The 16374-nt window shown below is 71.4% G+C and carries 16 protein-coding genes and 1 tRNA gene; 3 read left to right on the forward strand and 14 right to left on the reverse strand.

Annotated elements, in window-relative coordinates:
- Positions 1 to 101 precede the first annotated feature (101 nt).
- The 10 genes from HCU73_RS08105 to HCU73_RS08150 all read right to left on the reverse strand — a co-directional run bounded on the left by HCU73_RS08105 (position 102) and on the right by HCU73_RS08150 (position 9416).
- A complete protein-coding gene (locus HCU73_RS08105; protein WP_168622914.1) occupies positions 102 to 788 on the reverse strand; it encodes an ABC transporter ATP-binding protein in 687 nt (228 codons plus the stop codon).
- Entirely contained in the window at positions 785 to 1534 is a 750-nt protein-coding gene (locus HCU73_RS08110) for an ABC transporter ATP-binding protein (RefSeq protein ID WP_168622915.1), read from the reverse strand. Before HCU73_RS08110 ends, HCU73_RS08105 begins: the two co-directional genes overlap by 4 nt.
- Positions 1527 to 2510 (reverse strand): branched-chain amino acid ABC transporter permease, encoded by a 984-nt coding sequence (locus HCU73_RS08115; protein WP_168622916.1) that lies wholly within the window; start codon positions 2508 to 2510, stop codon positions 1527 to 1529. Before HCU73_RS08115 ends, HCU73_RS08110 begins: the two co-directional genes overlap by 8 nt.
- On the reverse strand, positions 2507 to 3427 hold the full coding sequence (locus tag HCU73_RS08120) for a branched-chain amino acid ABC transporter permease (protein ID WP_168622917.1): 921 nt from the start codon (positions 3425 to 3427) through the stop codon (positions 2507 to 2509). Before HCU73_RS08120 ends, HCU73_RS08115 begins: the two co-directional genes overlap by 4 nt.
- A 68-nt stretch (positions 3428 to 3495) precedes the next feature.
- The gene (locus tag HCU73_RS08125) at positions 3496 to 4632 is read right to left on the reverse strand and encodes an ABC transporter substrate-binding protein (RefSeq protein WP_168622918.1); all 1137 of its coding nucleotides are present in this window, start codon (positions 4630 to 4632) and stop codon (positions 3496 to 3498) included.
- A 579-nt stretch (positions 4633 to 5211) separates the two neighbouring features.
- Positions 5212 to 5586, reverse strand: coding sequence for a diacylglycerol kinase (locus HCU73_RS08130; RefSeq protein WP_168622919.1), 375 nt, complete (start codon positions 5584 to 5586; stop codon positions 5212 to 5214).
- Between the two features lie 144 nt (positions 5587 to 5730).
- Positions 5731 to 5805, reverse strand: a tRNA-Glu gene (locus HCU73_RS08135).
- Positions 5806 to 5895: 90 nt separating this feature from the next.
- The gene (gene recJ / locus HCU73_RS08140; RefSeq protein ID WP_168622920.1) at positions 5896 to 7665 is read right to left on the reverse strand and encodes a single-stranded-DNA-specific exonuclease RecJ; all 1770 of its coding nucleotides are present in this window, start codon (positions 7663 to 7665) and stop codon (positions 5896 to 5898) included.
- A gap of 33 nt (positions 7666 to 7698) precedes the next feature.
- Complete coding sequence (gene glpX / locus HCU73_RS08145) at positions 7699 to 8670, reverse strand: class II fructose-bisphosphatase (protein ID WP_168622921.1); 972 nt, start codon at positions 8668 to 8670, stop codon at positions 7699 to 7701.
- 74 nt (positions 8671 to 8744) lie between these two features.
- Positions 8745 to 9416 (reverse strand): ceramidase domain-containing protein, encoded by a 672-nt coding sequence (locus HCU73_RS08150; RefSeq protein ID WP_168622922.1) that lies wholly within the window; start codon positions 9414 to 9416, stop codon positions 8745 to 8747.
- A 136-nt stretch (positions 9417 to 9552) separates the two neighbouring features.
- Here HCU73_RS08150 and HCU73_RS08155 point away from each other — a divergent pair, with 136 nt between their 5' ends.
- Entirely contained in the window at positions 9553 to 10461 is a 909-nt protein-coding gene (locus HCU73_RS08155; protein ID WP_168622923.1) for a hypothetical protein, read from the forward strand.
- Positions 10462 to 10465: 4 nt separating this feature from the next.
- Here the strand turns inward: HCU73_RS08155 and HCU73_RS08160 are convergent, their stop codons facing one another.
- Together HCU73_RS08160 and HCU73_RS08165 are read right to left on the reverse strand one after the other, a co-directional pair.
- Complete coding sequence (locus HCU73_RS08160; protein WP_168622924.1) at positions 10466 to 11752, reverse strand: homoserine dehydrogenase; 1287 nt, start codon at positions 11750 to 11752, stop codon at positions 10466 to 10468.
- A gap of 74 nt (positions 11753 to 11826) precedes the next feature.
- Positions 11827 to 12081 carry a hypothetical protein gene (locus tag HCU73_RS08165; protein ID WP_168622925.1) on the reverse strand — a complete coding sequence of 85 codons (255 nt, stop codon included), beginning with the start codon at positions 12079 to 12081 and terminating at the stop codon, positions 11827 to 11829.
- 75 nt (positions 12082 to 12156) lie between these two features.
- Between HCU73_RS08165 and HCU73_RS08170 the strand changes: the two genes are divergently transcribed.
- On the forward strand, positions 12157 to 12741 hold the full coding sequence (locus HCU73_RS08170; protein WP_168622926.1) for a TetR/AcrR family transcriptional regulator: 585 nt from the start codon (positions 12157 to 12159) through the stop codon (positions 12739 to 12741).
- A 178-nt stretch (positions 12742 to 12919) separates the two neighbouring features.
- Here the strand turns inward: HCU73_RS08170 and HCU73_RS08175 are convergent, their stop codons facing one another.
- Both HCU73_RS08175 and glyA read right to left on the reverse strand, forming a co-directional pair.
- Entirely contained in the window at positions 12920 to 13993 is a 1074-nt protein-coding gene (locus tag HCU73_RS08175) for a fatty acid desaturase (RefSeq protein WP_239025481.1), read from the reverse strand.
- 114 nt (positions 13994 to 14107) lie between these two features.
- Positions 14108 to 15403, reverse strand: a complete 1296-nt coding sequence (gene glyA / locus HCU73_RS08180; protein WP_168622927.1) for a serine hydroxymethyltransferase — start codon at positions 15401 to 15403, stop codon at positions 14108 to 14110.
- Positions 15404 to 15595: 192 nt separating this feature from the next.
- Here glyA and HCU73_RS08185 point away from each other — a divergent pair, with 192 nt between their 5' ends.
- Positions 15596 to 16363, forward strand: a complete 768-nt coding sequence (locus tag HCU73_RS08185; protein WP_168622928.1) for an NAD kinase — start codon at positions 15596 to 15598, stop codon at positions 16361 to 16363.
- Positions 16364 to 16374 lie beyond the last annotated feature (11 nt).

Raw genomic sequence — 16374 nt, forward strand, 5'->3', positions numbered from 1 at the left:
CCGAAGTGCCCATTTTCGCCGAAAGACCGGAATTTTGATGCAATAATCCGACATTTCTTGGCGCTGGCCGACGACAGGGGGCAGGCCGCGCCGCCGGCGCGTCACACGCCGACGTGGCGTTCGCTGGTCTCGGCGTCGAGCGCGGCCATCGGCCCCTCCCAGGCGACCTGCCCGCGCGCGACCAGCACGGCGCGGTCCGAGACCTGTCTGAGCTCCTTCAGCGACTTGTCGATGACCAGGATCGCAAGCCCGGTCTCGGTCTTGAGCCGCGCGATGGCGGCCCAGATCTCGGCCCGGATCAACGGCGCCAGCCCCTCGGTCGCCTCGTCGAGGATCAGGAGCCGCGGGTTCGTCATCAGCGCGCGCCCGATCGCCAGCATCTGCTGCTCGCCGCCCGACAGCGTCGCGGCGCGCTGGCCCCGGCGCTCGGCGAGGCGCGGGAACAGGTCGCCGATGCGCCCCAGGTCCCAATGGCCCGCCCGGGCCGCGACGATCAGGTTCTCCTCCACCGTCAGGTCGCGGAAACAGCGCCGCCCCTCGGGCACCAGGCCGATGCCGAGCCGCGCCGCCTGGTGGCTGTAGAGCCGCGTCAGGTCGTGGCCGTCGAACACCAGCCGCCCCCCGGCGGGCAGCATCCGGCAGATCGCCTTGACCGTGGTGGATTTGCCCATGCCGTTCCGGCCCATCATCGCCACGACCTCGCCCTCGGCGACGGTCAGGTCGATGCCGAACAGGGCCTGGCTCGCCCCGTAGCGGGCGGTGACGGCCTCGAGGGTCAGGAGCGTCATGCCGCGTCCCCCAGGTAGGCCTCGCGCACGGCGGCGTCGGCGCGGATCGCGTCGGGCGGGCCGCTGGCGATGACGCGGCCGTAGACCAGCACGCTGATCCGGTCGGCCAGCGCGAACACCGCGTCCATGTCGTGTTCCACCAGCAGGATCGGGGCCTCGTGCCGCAGCTGGTCCAGCAGCGCGGTCATCTTCTGCCCGCCCTCGGCGCCGAGGCCTGCCATGGGTTCGTCCATCACGAAGGCCGCGGGCTTCAGCGTCAGGGCGACCGCGACCTCCAGCTGCCGCCGCTCGCCGTGGGACAGTTCGGCCGTGCGCACCGCCGCCTTGTCCAGCAGGCCCACGCGGCTCAGCGCCGCCTCGGCCGTGGCCCGGAGGGCGGCGTCCTGCAGCACCGGCCGGAACAGCCGCCAGGGCGTCGCCGCGGCCCCCAGCGCGCCCAGCATCGCGTTCTGCAGGACCGTGTCCTCCATCGCCAGCGCCGAGATCTGGAAGGTGCGCGCCAGCCCCCGCCGCGCCCGGGCGCGCGCGGGCAGGGCGGTCACGTCCTGCCCCTTGAGCCGGATCCGGCCGGCATCGGGGGCGAGCATCCCGCAGACCTGCGCGATCAGGGTGGTCTTGCCGGCGCCGTTCGGGCCGATCAGCGCGTGGATCTCGCCGGGGTTCAGGCTCAGGTCGATCGCGTCCGACACCACCAGCGCGCCGAAGCGCTTGGTCAGGCCGCGGACCTCCAGCACCGGGTCAGTCATGGGTCCGCGCCTTTCCTGCCAGCAGGCCGATCACGCCCCCGCGGGCGAACAGCACCACGCCCAGCAGCAGAAGCCCGAGCAGGATGTGCCAGTGGTCCCACAGGTCGCCCAGCACATGCTCCATCGCCACGAACAGCACCGCGCCCGCGACCGGCCCGAACAGCCGCGCGACGCCGCCGAGGATGACGAAGATCATGATCTCGCCCGACATGTGCCAGCTGAACATGGTCGGGCTGACGAAGCGGTTGAGGTCGGCAAACAGCGCGCCGGCGAGCCCGGTGATCGCGCCCGAGATCACGAAGGCCACCAGCTTCGCCCGCTGCCCGTCGAGGCCCACGGTCTCGACCCGGTGCGGCACCTGCCGCGCGGCGTTGAGGAGCAGGCCGAAGGGCGCGCGCGCGATGCGGGCGGTCAGCCACAGCGCGGCGCACAGCAGCACGAAGCACAGGCCGTAGAACTGGATCGGGTCGAGCGTGTTCAGGCCGGGGAAGCTGTTGCGCAGGTAGATCGACATCCCGTCCTCGCCGCCATAGGCGCGCCAGGAGATCGCGAAGTAGTAGAACATCTGCCCGAAAGCCAATGTAATCATTATGAAATACACGCCGGATGTCCGCAGCGACAGTAGCCCGATGACCAGCGCGGCCAGGGCGGAGGACACCACCGCGACAAGCCAGATCACCGGCATGGATTTCGTGCCTTCGATGTTCAACCAATCCGGGAACATCGGCGTGTAAGTCTGTGCATGGAAAGCCAGAATCCCCATCGCATAGCCGCCGATCCCGAAGAACACCGCGTGGCCGAGGCTGACCAGCCCCCCGAGCCCCAGCGCGAGGTTCAGCCCGACCGCCGCCAGCGCGAAGATCACCGCGCGGGTGGCCAGCGTGATGGTGAACGGCTCGCCCGCGACATGCGCCCAGAGCGGCACACCGATCAGCCCGGCGATCAGGGCCGCGTTGACGTAGCCCTCCCGGCTCATGCGCGCGCCCCGTACAGGCCCGTGGGCCGCCAGATCAGGACCGCGGCCATCAGCAGGTAGATCGCCATCGACGCCAGCGAGGCGCCGACCTGGGTGGCGGAGGCGGGCTCCATGAACAGCTTGAACAGTTCCGGCAGGAAGATGCCGCCCAGCGTGTCGGTCAGCCCCACCACCAGCGCGCCGACGAAGGCGCCCTTGATCGACCCGATGCCGCCAATCACGATGACCACGAAGGCCAGGATCAGCACGGGCTCGCCCATGCCCACCTGCACCGACTGGATCGCGCCCACCAGCGCGCCGGCAAGGCCCGCCAGCGCCGCGCCGAGGGCGAAGACGAAGGTGTAGAGCGTGCGGATGTCGACGCCGAGCGCCGCGATCATCTCGCGGTCGTTCTCGCCCGCGCGGATCCGGATGCCGATGCGCGTCTTCGCGATCAGGAGCCACAGGCCCAGCGCCACCGCCAGCCCCGCGCCGATCAGCGCCAGCCGGTAGCGCGGGTATTCGATGCCGAAGGGCAGGGTGAGCGAGCCCGCCAGCGCCTCGGGTCGCGCGAGGTAGAGCGGGAAGGACCCGAAGATCCACCGCGTGCCCTCGGAAAACACCAGGATCAGGGCGAAGGTCGCCAGAACCTGGTCGAGGTGGTCGGTGTGGTACAGCCGCCGGATCACCGTCATCTCGATCAGCGCCCCGGCCATCGCCGCGGCCCCCATCGCCGCCACCAGCGCCAGCAGGAACGACCCCGTCGCCGCCGCCACCGTCGCCGCCACGAAGGCGCCGACCATGTAGAGCGACCCGTGCGCGAGGTTGATCAGCCCCATGACGCCGAAGATCAGCGTCAGGCCGGCCGCCATCAGGAACAGCATCACGCCGAACTGCAGGCCGTTCAGCACCTGCTCGACGATCAGGATCGCGGACATCTCGCCCCCTCTCATGCGTCGGGGCCGGCCCCGCGGGACCGGCCCCGGTCGGTCAGACTGGTTTCAGCTCACATGGAGCATTCGGCGGCGTAGGCGTCGCCGCGATCCTCCAGCGCCACGCCGATCACGCGGTTGGTGAAGATGTCGCCCTCCTGCACCACCTCGCGGACGTAGATGTCCTGGATCGGGTGGTGGTTCGGCCCGAAGGCGAAATCGCCGCGGGTCGAGGCGAAATCGGCGGCCTGCAGCGCGGCGCGGAAGGCGTCGGGGTCCTCGGACGGGTGGGCGACCGCGAGGGCCGACAGGATCAGGTTCGCGGTGTCGAAGCCCTGGCTGGCGTAGAGCGACGGGATCCGGCCATAGGCCTCCCGGAAGGCCGCGACGAAGGCGGTGTTGGCCTCGTTGTCGAGGTCGGGCGACCACTGCGAGGTGTTCACCACGCCCAGCGCCGCCGCGCCCACCGCCTGCAGGATGTTCTGGTCGAAGGAGAAGGCCGGGCCGATGACGGGGATGTCGAGGCCGCTGTCGGCATACTGGCGCAGGAACGAGATGCCCATGCCGCCCGGCAGGAAGAAGAACACGCTGTCGGCGCCCGAGGCCCGGATCTGCGCGATCTCGGCGGCGTAGTCGGTCTGGCCGAGCTGGGTGTAGATCTCACCCGCGAGGCCGCCCTCGTAGAAGCGTTTGTAGCCGGCCAGCGCGTCCTGCCCGGCGGGGTAGTTCGGCGCGAGGATGAAGCTGTTGGTGTAGCCCGCGCTGTTGGCGTAGGCGCCCGCGGCCTCATGCAGGTTGTCGTTCTGCCAGGCGACGTTGAAATAGTTCGGGTGGCAGCCGCGGCCCGCAAGCTGCGAGGGGCCGGCGTTGGGCGACAGGTAGAACAGGCCCTGCGCGGTGACGGAGGGCACCACGGCCATGGCGAGGTTCGACCAGATGATGCCGGTCATGATGTCGACGTCGTCCGACTGGATCATGCGGTCGGCCAGCTGCACGGCCACGTCGGGGGCCTGCTCGTCGTCGGCGATGATCACCTCGATGTCGTCGCGGCCCGACTGCTCGAGCGCGAGCAGGAAGCCGTCGCGCACGTCGATCCCGAGCGAGGCGCCGCCCCCCGACAGCGTGGTGATCATGCCGATCCGCGTCTCGGCGGCGGCGGCGCCGGCCAGCGCGATCAGCGAGGCCGACAGGAGAATGCCTTTCAAGGTCATCTGGTCCGTCCCTGTTGGTTATGGGTCTTTTTCCGGCTGCAGATCGTCCCCGTATCCGCGCCGGGGTCAAGCCCCGTTGCCGCGCAGGGGCGAGGTCAGGGTGGGCTCACGTCGCCAGGCCTGGAAGCCGGGTGAGGTATGCCGTGTCGGTCGAGATCAGGCCCCGCCTGCGCATGATCAGTCATGGCGGGGCCTCGTGCTGGATGTGCGTTTGGCATGAGCGGTGCTTGAGGCGGGACCTCTGTGTGGGTCGGGTGGTGCGGCGAAAGAGGATTGTCTGAAACGGACATTCCGGGCGTGATGGCATGTGCTGCGGCGCAGGGCGTTGGTAATGGGGTATATCACTATCGAACAACAATCGCCGAAAAATTTTGATCAAGTTCAAATAAGTTTACAAAATCAGATAAAATTGTCTCCTCACGTATTGCCCTGTGGTGTGCCTCTGATCGTGACCAATTGAGTGCAATATACAATTTCGAACATTCCCGCGTCACACTGCGCGTCTGTTCGCGTCTGTTCGACTGGCCTTCTATAAGGCCGGCTCATCGCCGGGCCGTGCCCCCCGATCGCGCGCCCCCGTCAGGCCAGCAGCAGGATCAGCCAGCAGGCGCCCCAGGCCAGGGCGCTGACCGCGACGGCGGCGCTGGCGACGTCCTTGGCCTTCTTGGCCAGCGGGTGCTGTTCGGTCGAGATGTAGTCCACCGTGGCCTCGATGGCGCTGTTCACCAGTTCCAGCACCACGACCATCGCGCCGAGCGCCACCAGGAGCGCCGTCTCGCCGGCGGGGAAGCGGACCACGCCCAAAAGCACCCAGCCGACCACGTTCAGGCCCGACCACTGCCGCAGGCTCTTCTCGTCGCGCCACGCGGCGGCGAAGCCCTCGATCGACCAGCGCACCGTGTTGCGCAGGCGGGCAATCTCCTGCGCGAGGCTCAGGCGTCCGCTGTTGGCCATGGGTGGGCTCCCCCTCCGGTCCCGCGGGACCCGCGCCCGCGGCTACCGGAGTAGCCCTCCGCCGGCCACCGGGCAAGCGGCCGCGGGCCAGCGCGCACAACGGCGGGGCCACATGTTCAGAGACCAGTGTGGGGGATTTCGCCGTGGCAGCCCGTAGGGGAATCGAACCCCTCTTTCCAGGTTGAAAACCTGGCGTCCTAACCGATAGACGAACGGGCCGCGCTTCGGCGTGGGCTGGTATCTAGAAAAAGGCGCGGCGGGGTTCAAGCGGATTTTTCGCCCGGCCGTGCGAAAGTTCCAGGCGCGCCGTCACTCGGCCCAGGCGGCGTCGTCGAGGCGGAGCTGCACCGTCTGCCGCCCGTTCCAGTGGTTCACCTCGATCCGCCCCGCCACATGCAGCGCGCGACCGCCATGGGCCTGCAGCGCCGCGTCGAGGCCCGAGCCCGCGGCGTCGAAGCAGATCGCGTCGAGGGTCGACACCCCGTCCGACAGGGTCAGCTTCAGGTGCCCCTGGCCGACAGGCCGGCTGTGGCGGATGCGCAGGCCGGGCAGCGCGAAGCGGGGGGCGGGGGCTGCGGCGCCGAAGGGGCCGGCCTCCTCCAGCCGCTCGATCAGCTCGACGGTGCAGGCGGCCGGCATCAGCATCCCGTCGAGGCGCAGGTCGCCGGGCCCGCGGTCGCCCGCGCCCTGTTTCGCCATCAGCTCGGTCAGCCGCGCCATGGCGGGCTCCAGCTGGGCGCGGCTGAGGCTCAGGCCCGCCGCCATGCGGTGGCCGCCGCCCTTCTCGATCAGCCCCTCTGCGGCCAGCCGCTGCACCGCCGCGCCGAGGTCGACGCCCGAGACCGAGCGGCCCGAGCCCTTGCCGGCGTCGCCGTCGAAGCCGATCACGACCGCCGGGCGGTTCGTCGCCTCCTTCAGCCGCGCCGCGACGATGCCGACCACGCCGGGGTGCCAGCCGTCCTCGGCCGCCCAGACCAGCGCGGCGTCCAGCCCGCGGGCCTCGGCCTGCGCCATGGCCGCGTCGCGCACCCGGCCCTCGATCTCGCGTCGGTCGGTGTTCAGCGTGTCGAGGCGCTTTGCCAGCTCCGCCGCCTCGGCGGGATCCTCGGTCGCCAGCAGCCGCGCGCCGAGATCCGCCGCGCCGATTCTCCCGCCGGCGTTCACCCGGGGGCCGAAGACATAGCCGAGGTGGTAGGCCGTCGGCGGCCGGTCGAGGCGGGCCACGTCCCCCAGCGCCACCAGCCCCGGCCGCGACCGGCGCGCCATCACCTTCAGGCCCTGCCGCACGAAGGCGCGGTTCAGGCCGACAAGCGGGGCCACGTCCGCGACGGTCGCCAGCGCGACGAGGTCGAGGCTGGCGATCAGGTCGGGCCCCGGGCGCCCGCCCGCGCGGAGGCGGCGGTTCAGCTCGACCAGCAGCAGGAACACGACCCCCGCGGCGCAGAGATGCCCGAGCGACCCGTCCTCGTCCTGCCGGTTGGGGTTCACCACGGCCACGCAGGCCGGCAGCGTCGCGCCGGCGAGGTGGTGGTCGAGCACGATCACGTCGGCGCCCTTGGCCGCCGCGATCGGGCCATGCGACAGCGTCCCGCAATCGACGCAGACAATCAGCGCGTGGTCGCGGGCGAGCGCCGCCATGGCGGGCTCGTTCGGGCCGTAGCCCTCGTCGATCCGGTCGGGGATGTAGAGCGTCGCGGCGTGTCCCATCGCGCGCAGCCAGCCGATCAGCAACGCGGCCGAGGCGCCGCCGTCGACGTCGTAGTCGGCGAAGATGGCGATGCGCTCGCGGCGCTCCAGCGCGATCAGCACCCGCTCGGCGGCGCGGCCCATGTCGGCCAGCCGCGCGGGGTCGGGCATCAGGTCGCGCAGCGCGGGCGCGAGAAAGCCCGCCGCCTCCTCGGGCGCGACGCCCCGGCGCGCCAGCACATGGGCCAGCGGCGGCGGCAGGTCGGCGCGCTGCATCAGCGCCTCGGCCAGCCGCGCGGTGTCGGGCGCGGGGCCCAGCCAGCGGCGGCCGGTCAGCGAGGTCTCGACGCCGAGGAAGGCGTCGGAGATGTCCATATGTTGTGGGATCGACATGGGCGCCACCCTACCGGCAGCGCCCGTGAGTCGTCACCCCTGTTTGACCGGGTTGCGGTAGGTCATCCGCCGCACCGACCCGGTCTTGGACCGCATCAGGATCGTCTCGGCGGTCAGGAAGCCGGGCTCGCGCTTGATGCCGGGCAGGATCGAGCCGTCGGTGACGCCGGTCGCGGCAAAGATCACGTCCTTGGTCACCATGTCGTCGCGGGTGTAGACCCGGTCGAGGTTGGTGATGCCGGCCTTCCTGGCGCGCGCCTTCTCGTCGTCGTTGCGGAACAGGAGCTTGCCGAAGATCTGCCCGCCCATGCATTTCAGCGCCGCGGCGGCCAGCACGCCCTCGGGCGCGCCGCCCTGGCCCATGTACATGTCGATGCCCGTCACCTCGGGCTCGGCGCAGTGGATCACGCCGGCCACGTCGCCGTCGGTGATCAGGCGGATGGCGCAGCCCGTGGTGCGCAGCTCGTCGATCATGGCCTGGTGGCGCGGGCGTTCCAGCACGCAGACGGTGATGTCGGTGGTCGAGCAACCCCGCGCGGCGGCCAGCGCGCTGACACGCTCGGAGGGCGACATGTCGAGCGTCACCACGCCCTTGCGGTAGCCCGGCCCGATGGCGAGCTTTTCCATGTAGACGTCGGGGGCGTGCAGCATCGACCCGCGCGGGCCCATGGCGATCACGGTCAGGGCGTTCGGCATGTCCTTGGCGGTCAGCGTCGTGCCCTCGAGCGGGTCGAGCGCGATGTCGACTTCGGGGCCTTCGCCGGTGCCGACCTCCTCGCCGATGTAGAGCATGGGGGCCTCGTCGCGCTCGCCCTCGCCGATGACGACGACGCCCTTGATGTCCAGCTTGTTCAGCTGCTCGCGCATGGCGTTCACGGCGGCCTGGTCGGCGGCCTTCTCGTCGCCGCGGCCGATCAGGCGCGCGGACGCCATCGCGGCGGCCTCGGACACGCGGGCGAGGCCCAGCGACAGCATGCGGTCGTTGAAATCGGTGGTCTGCGACATGGGGAAGGGGCCTTGAAATGCTGCGGTTGGCCCCGGTCTAGCGGCCCGGCCTGCCCGCGTCCAGCATGGGGGCGCTAACGGCCGGGCCGCAGCCCGCGGACAAGCGCGATCAGCAACAGCCCGATCACCGTGGCGTTCAGGAGGTGCCACAGGAAATGCGTGCCCAGGGGCAGCGCGGGGCAGAGCGGCGCGTCGAGCGTGCGAAACGTCAGCGACAGCGCGAAGGTCGCCGTGGCGGCGGCGACGAGGGGCGCGAGCGGGTGGTGCCGGCGGTGCAACAGGACGGAAAAGACCAGCATCGCCAGCAGGGCCGGGGCGTAGTGCTCGGACCCGTTCAGTACGGCCGCCGCCCCGTCCAGCGCCGCGTCAAGCCCCGCCATCGCCGCGATCAGCGCGACCAGCCCCAGCGCGGTGCCGAACACCAGGCGCAGGGGGCGGACGCCGGCGACTTGGGTGCCGAAGCTATAGAGGTAGAGCGCGACGAAGGCCCAGATCGGCGTCACGTCGGCCAGCGCCGCCCAGGGCGTGGCGAAGCTGTGGAACAGGAAGGACCCGACCCCGATGGCCGCCGCCAGCGCGATCAGCACCCAGAGCGCCCGGTCCCGCAGCCCCGCGCGCAGGGCGGCGACCGCGCCCGCCAACGCCGCCACCAGGAAGGCGGCGTTGGTCAGCGCGTTCACCGGCTCGGCCCAGAGCCCCGGCCCCAGGCGTTCGCAGTAGGCGTCGATCGGCGTGGTCCAGTCCATGCGGGCGTCTCGGTCGGGGTGGCCCGGCGTCAGATAGCCGGGCGGCGCGGCGCGCACAGGGGGCCGGGAAACCCCGCCTGACGGGGCGGCCCCCCGGCGTGCTATGCTCGGCCCACACATCGCCCCGGAGGCCCCCATGCTGCGCGCGCTTGCCCTGTCCCTGATCCTTGCCTGCCCCGCCGCCGCCCAATCCCCAACCTGGCCCGGCGCCGAGGACCCCGGTTTCGCCGCCGCGCGCGACGCCTGGCTGTCCGGCGCCGACGACATGGCCGCGCTCGGCCAGCTTTCGGCGCTGGCGCAGGCGGGCAACCCGGCCGCGCAGGCGCTGCTGGGCGCGGTGGTGGCCGACGGGCTCGTGCCCGCCGCGGTCGAGGCCCTGCCGCGGGCCGACCGGATCGCCTTGACCCGCGCCCCGGGCGGGCTGTCGGGCACCTCGTGGCTGCGGGTGGCGGGCGCGGACGGGCCCGTCGCGGCGGCGCTTGCCACCGTCGCCAGCGGCCTGTCGCAGGCGACCCCCGCCGAGATGGCCGCGGCCCTGCAAACCCTGCTCGACGCGGGCGAGACGGGCGCGGCCTACCGGGCGCTGGTCACGCTCTACAACATCGGCGGTCTGGGCCCCGAGGGGGCCTGGACGCAGGTCGCCGCGGCGGGCGCGCATCCGGCCCTGCAGGGGCACGGCCTGCCGCTGCTGGAGGGCCTGCGCGACCTGCTGAGCGATCCGGCCACGGGGGTTTCGGACCCGGTGCTGCTCGCGGTGGTGACGGCCACGCTGGCCGCGGTGCCCGACCGCAAGGACCTCGACGCGCCGCTGGCCGCGCTCTGCACCGCGGGCTGCCCCTCGGCGCCCGAGGGCTGCACCGCGGCGCTGGCGCAGGCGACGGGGGGGCTGGTGGGCTTCGTCACCCTCAGCCCGGTGGAGGGGCTGGTCGACAGCGCGACCTACCAGGCCAGCCCACGCTTCGCCCTCGACCTGCGCACCCGGATGGCGCCCGCGGCCGACCGCGTCGGCGCGGCCGACGCCTGCGCGGCATCGCTGCTGCGGTAGGGGCTCAGACCTCCTCGATCCGCAGCGCCACCGGCGCCCCGGTCAGCACGCCGGTGCCGGGCAGGGCGGCCAGCGCGGTGTCGAGGTTCGGGCGCGCCGTCTTGTGCGTGACGATCAGCACCGGGGCATTCTCGCCGGGGTGGTCGTACTGGCGCATCCGGTCGATCGAGATGCCGGCCTCGCCCAGCACGGTGGCGACCTTGGCGAGCGCCCCGGGCTTGTCGGCCAGTTCCATCCGCAGGTAGTAGCAGGCGGGGCTGGCGGCGCTGGCGGGGGGCGCGTCGGCCAGCGTGACCGCCGGCTGGCCGAAGGTCGGCAGCCGCGTGCCGCGGGCGATGTCGCATACGTCCGACATCACCGCGCTGGCGGTCGGGCCCTCGCCCGCGCCGGGGCCGCGCAGCACGATCTGGCCGACGCTGCTGCCCTCGATCACCACCATGTTGGTGCCGCCTTCCAGCTGCCCCAGCGGCGAGGAGGCCGGCACCAGGCAGGGCGACATCCGCTGTTCCAGGCCCCGGCCCGTCATCTGCGCCACGCCCAGCAGCTTGATCTTGTAGCCCATGTCGCCCGCGCGGCGGATGTCCTCGATGGTGATCGCGCCGATCCCCTCCAGCTGGATCGCGTCGAAATCCACCTTGGTGCCGAAGGCGATGGCGGCCAGCAGCGTCAGCTTGTGCGCCGCGTCGATGCCGCCCACGTCGAGCGTCGGGTCGGCCTCCAGGTAGCCCAGGCCATCGGCCTCGGCGAAGGCCTGCTCGTAGGTCAGCCCGGCGTTGTCCATCCGGGTCAGGATGTAGTTGCAGGTGCCGTTCATCACGCCCATCACGCGGCTGACCGCGTTGCCGGCCAGCCCCTCGGTCAGCGCCTTGATGACCGGGATGCCGCCCGCGACAGCGGCCTCGAAGCGCAGGACGCGGGCCTTGGCCTCGGCCGCCTCGGCCAGCGCCTGCCCGTGCAGCGCGAGCATCGCCTTGTTCGCCGTCACCACGTCCTTGCCCGCGGCGATGGCCGCCTCGGTCGCCGCCTTGGCGGGCCCGTCCGAGCCGCCCATCAGCTCCACGAACACGTCCACGTCCGGCCGGCGGGCCAGCGCCACGGGATCGTCCTCCCAGGCGTAGCGGGACAGGTTGACGCCCCGGTCCTTGGTCCGCGAGCGCGCCGAGATCGCGGTGATCTCGATCGGCCGGCCGCAGCGCAGCTCCAGCAGCCGCGCCTGGCGCTGGACGATCTTGACGACGCCGACACCGACGGTGCCAAGCCCGGCGATGCCAAGGCGCAGGGGGTCAGACATCGGGGCTCCTCCGGGGCTGGTCAGCGGGGTTCGGCGCCCGTGTTAGCGGCTTCGCCCCGGCGCTGCAACGCGCGTCACAGGGGCATCGCCCGAAGGAGCGCGGCCCGGCGGCGCAGGTCGGCCGCCCGCGCCTCCAGCGCCGCCCCCTCGCGCGCGGCGCTGCGCGGCAGGAGCGCGTCGCTGCGGTCGAGCAGGGGGCCGAGCGGCTGCAGCGCGGGGAAATCGGCGGCACGCCCCTCGGCGCTGATCCGGCTCGCGAGGTCGGGCCGCGACGGGCCGCAGGCGGCAAGGCAGGCAAGGCAGGCGAGGGCGAAGAGGCGGGGCAGCATGGGCACAGCTAGCCGCTTGCGCCCCCCGCTGTCCAGCGCGGTTGAATTGAACGGGCGTTCAGATAATCTGGCGCCATGGCACGCAAACAGGGCAGCCACGCGGACATCACCGGCCCCCGGCTGCGGGAGGCCGCCCTGCGGCTGTTCGCGCGCCACGGCTTCGCCGCCGTGTCGATGCGCCAGATCGCGGCCGAGGTGGGGGTGCAGGCCGGCGCACTCTACCTCTACACGCCGGACAAGCAGGCGCTGCTGTTCGACCTGATGCGGGACCACCTGGAGGACCTGCTGGCCGACTGGGCGCCGCCCGAGGCCCCGCCGCTGATGCAGCTGGAAAGCTTCGTGCGCCACCACATCCGCTACCACCTCGACCGGCCCGACCTGGTGTTCATCGCCTACATGGAGCTGCGCAATCTCGACCCCGCGAACTTCGCGGTGATCGAGGGGCTACGGCGCGACTACGAGACCCGGCTGGAGGCGATCCTGCGGCGCGGGCGCGCGGCCGGGGTGTTCGACGTGGCCGACACCAAGCTCGCCACCATGGCGCTCATCGCGATGCTGACCGGGGTGACGACCTGGTACCGCGAGGGTGGGCGGCTCGACCGGGCGACGGTCGAGGCGCTCTACTGGGACATGGCGCGCAAGGCGGTGGCGGCGGCCTGAGCCATCCCGGCGTCGCGCGGGCTGCGCGGTCGGACTTGAGTATTTGTGAAGCAAAGATGAGGGCAGGGCGGCCCTGCGGCGTCAACCGCGCGTTAAGGTTAACGGGCCCCTGGTCATCTTTGCTTTGCAAATACTCCGGGGGGAGTCGCCAAGGGCGACGGGGGGCTGGCCCCCCACTTCAGGCGCTCGCCACCGCCACGCGGCTCGGCTGGCGCGGGAAGGGCACCAGCCGCCCCTGGTCCTCGTCCCAGAGCTTGAGGGTGAAGGACCGGAACGCCTCGGCCCAGCCGATGGTCTGCACCTCGTACTTCTCGCGCAGGGCCCGGTGGCAGGCGCGCAGCCGGTAGCTCGGGATGTTGGCGTTGAAGTGGTGGATGTCGTGGTAGGTGATGTTCGCCACCGCCAGGTCGAACCACCAGCCGAGGTCCAGCGCCGAGGACCCCTGCAGCGCGGCGCGGGCCGGGTTCAGGTCCGGCTTGCGGTCCCACCAGGTGTCCTCGAAATTGTGCTGCAGGTAGACCAGGAACACCCCCACGCAGCCCGCGACGAAGACCGTTCCGGCGTAGATCACGAGGCCCGGCACCCCCGCCGCCCACCAGATCAGCGCGACCCAGGCCGCGAGGCCGAGGTTGTGCAGGATCACGCCCTTGGGGTCGACGCGGCCGGCGTTCTTGGGCCAGCGGTAGGCCAGGACATAGGTGAACATGCCCCCGATCGGGATCAGGATCAGCGGGTTGCGGTAGAGCCGGTACCACAGCCGCGTCCAGAGCCCCGCCTGCTCCCATTCCCGTAGGGTCATGGTGTAGATCTCGGTGGTGTGCCGCTCGTCGAGGTTGCCGAGGTGGGAATGGTGGTCGTTGTGGTTCGACTGCATCACCCGGTAGGGCGTCAGGGTGAACACGCTGAGCCCGTGGCCGGCCAGGTCGTTGCGCCGCCGGGTCGAGAACAGCGAGCCGTGGCCGCAGTCATGCTGCAGCACGTAGAGCCGCACGCCCGCCAGCGCGTTCAGCACCACCAGCGGCACCACCAGCCACCAGGCCGGCCAGGCCTGCAGGGCCAGCCAAAGCGTCAGGAAATACACCGCGAAGGTGGCGCCGTAGCTGAGCGCGGCGAGGCGGTCGTCGCGCGCCGTCCAGCCTCGGGTGAAGGCGCGGATCTCGCGCTCGGCCTCGGCGCGGTAATGCGGGGTGATCTCGGGGCGGGCGGACGAAGCGGCGTGCATCTTTCCGGTCTCGATCAATCTGTAGGCCATGGGGTCACGGCCTGGTCGAGCCAGACATAGGAACCCCCCGCCGTCCGTGCAAATTTGCCATGGTCGGCGGGGGGCTGCAAGGTTGTCGCAGGGGGCCGGGGCCCCGTCGGCGGATCAGAGCCGGGGGTAGATCGGGAAACGCTGGCAGAGCGCCTCGACCTCGGCGCGCACCTTGGCCTCGACGGCGCCGTTGCCGTCCTCGCCGTTGGCGGCAAGCCCGTCCACCACCTCGGTGATCCAGTCGCCGATCTGGCGGAACTCGGGCTCGCCGAAGCCGCGGGTCGTGCCCGCAGGGCTGCCGAGCCGGATGCCGGAGGTGATCGTCGGCTTCTCGGTGTCGAAGGGGATGCCGTTCTTGTTGCAGGTGATGTGCGCGCGGCCGAGCGCCTTCTCGGTCGCGTTGCCCTTCACGCCCTTGGGCCGCAGGTCGACCAGCATCAGGTGCGTGTCGGTGCCGCCGGTGACGATGTCGAGGCCGCCCTTCATCAGCTGGTCGGCGAGCGCCTGCGCGTTGCGGATCACCTGGGCCTGGTAGTCCTTGAACTCGGGGCGCAGCGCCTCGCCGAAGGCCACGGCCTTGGCGGCGATGACGTGCATCAGCGGCCCGCCCTGGATCCCCGGGAAGATGGCCGAGTTGACCTTCTTGGCGATGCCCTCGTCATCGGTCAGGATCATGCCGCCGCGGGGGCCGCGGAGCGTCTTGTGGGTGGTCGTCGTCGCCACATGGGCGTGCGGGAAGGGCGAGGGGTAGTGGCCCGAGGCCACCAGCCCCGCGAAATGCGCCATGTCCACCAGCAGGTAGGCGCCGACCGAATCCGCGATCTCGCGCATCTTGGCAAAGTCGATGATCCGCGGGATCGCGCTGCCGCCGGCGATCAGCATCTTGGGCTGGTGCTGGGCGGTCAGCTCGGCGATCTGGTCGTAGTCGATCTGCAGGTCCTGCTGCCGCACGCCGTACTGGATCGCGTTGAACCACTTGCCCGACTGGTTGGGCTTGGCGCCGTGGGTCAGGTGGCCGCCCGCGTCGAGGCTCATGCCCAGGATGGTGTCGCCCGGCTGCAGCAGCGCGGTGAACACGCCCTGGTTGGCCTGGCTCCCCGAGTTCGGCTGCACGTTGGCGAAGCCCACGCCGAACAGCGCCTTGGCCCGGTCGATGGCCAGATCCTCGGCGATGTCGACGTACTGGCAGCCGCCGTAGTAGCGCCGGCCCGGGTAGCCCTCGGCGTACTTGTTGGTCATCACCGAGCCCTGCGCCTCCATCACGGCGGCGGACACGATGTTTTCCGACGCGATCAGCTCGATCTCGTCGCGCTGGCGGCCGAGTTCCTTGCGGATCGCGCCAAAGATCTCGGGGTCGCGGGTTTCGAGCGTCTCGGTGAAGAAGCCTTCATCGCGGTGGGGGGCGTTCATGGCTGAACCTCCTCTGGGCGGCTGGATGTCTGGCCGGTGACAGTTAGCGCGCGGTTTAGGCGATGGAAGGCCCGCAGGGAAGGGCGCAATGCGGCGCCCGGCCCACGGAAAGCGGCGCGCCCCGCGCCGATGAAGGATTGAGTTTCCGATCCGCGCGGGCGAGGGTGCCCTCGACGGCAGGAGGAGGCGGCCATGCCCGCGGCGCGCAACATCGCGTTTCTCGCATCCGATACCGCGCTTTCGCAGGACGCGAAGACGCGGCTGGAGGCCCGCTACGGCACCTACGCCCCCGAGGAGGCGGACGTGATCGTGGCGCTGGGCGGCGACGGCTTCATGCTGCAGACCCTGCACGCCACCCAGGCGCTCGAGGCGCCGGTCTACGGCATGAACCGCGGCACTGTCGGCTTCCTGATGAACGCCTACCAGGAGGATGACCTGATCGACCGGCTGGAACAGGCCGAGGAGGCGGTGATCAACCCGCTGCACATGACCGCCACCACCACCGCCGGCAAGGTGGTCGAGGCGCTGGCGATCAACGAGGTCAGCCTGCTGCGCGCGGGCCCGCAGGCGGCCAAGCTCAAGATCTACGTCGACGGGCGGCTGCGCATGGCGGAACTGGTGTGCGACGGGGCGCTGGTGTGCACGCCCGCCGGCTCCACGGCCTACAACTATTCCGCCCACGGGCCGATCCTGCCCATCGGGGCGGACGTGCTGGCCGTCACCGCGGTGGCCGCCTTCCGGCCCCGGCGCTGGCGCGGCGCGCTGTTGCCCAAGACGGCCGTGGTGCGCTTCGAGGTGACCGAGCCCGGCAAGCGGCCGGTGATGGCCGATGCCGACAGCCGGTCGGTCGCCAATGTCGTCTCGGTCGAGATCCGGTCCGAGCCGTCGATCCGGCACCGCATCCTGTTCGACCCCGGACACGGGCTGGAGGAGCGGCTGATCCGGGAGCAGTTCGTCTGACCCGCGCGGCG

Source organism: Roseicyclus persicicus (assembly GCF_012395815.1).
Lineage (GTDB): Bacteria > Pseudomonadota > Alphaproteobacteria > Rhodobacterales > Rhodobacteraceae > Roseicyclus > Roseicyclus persicicus.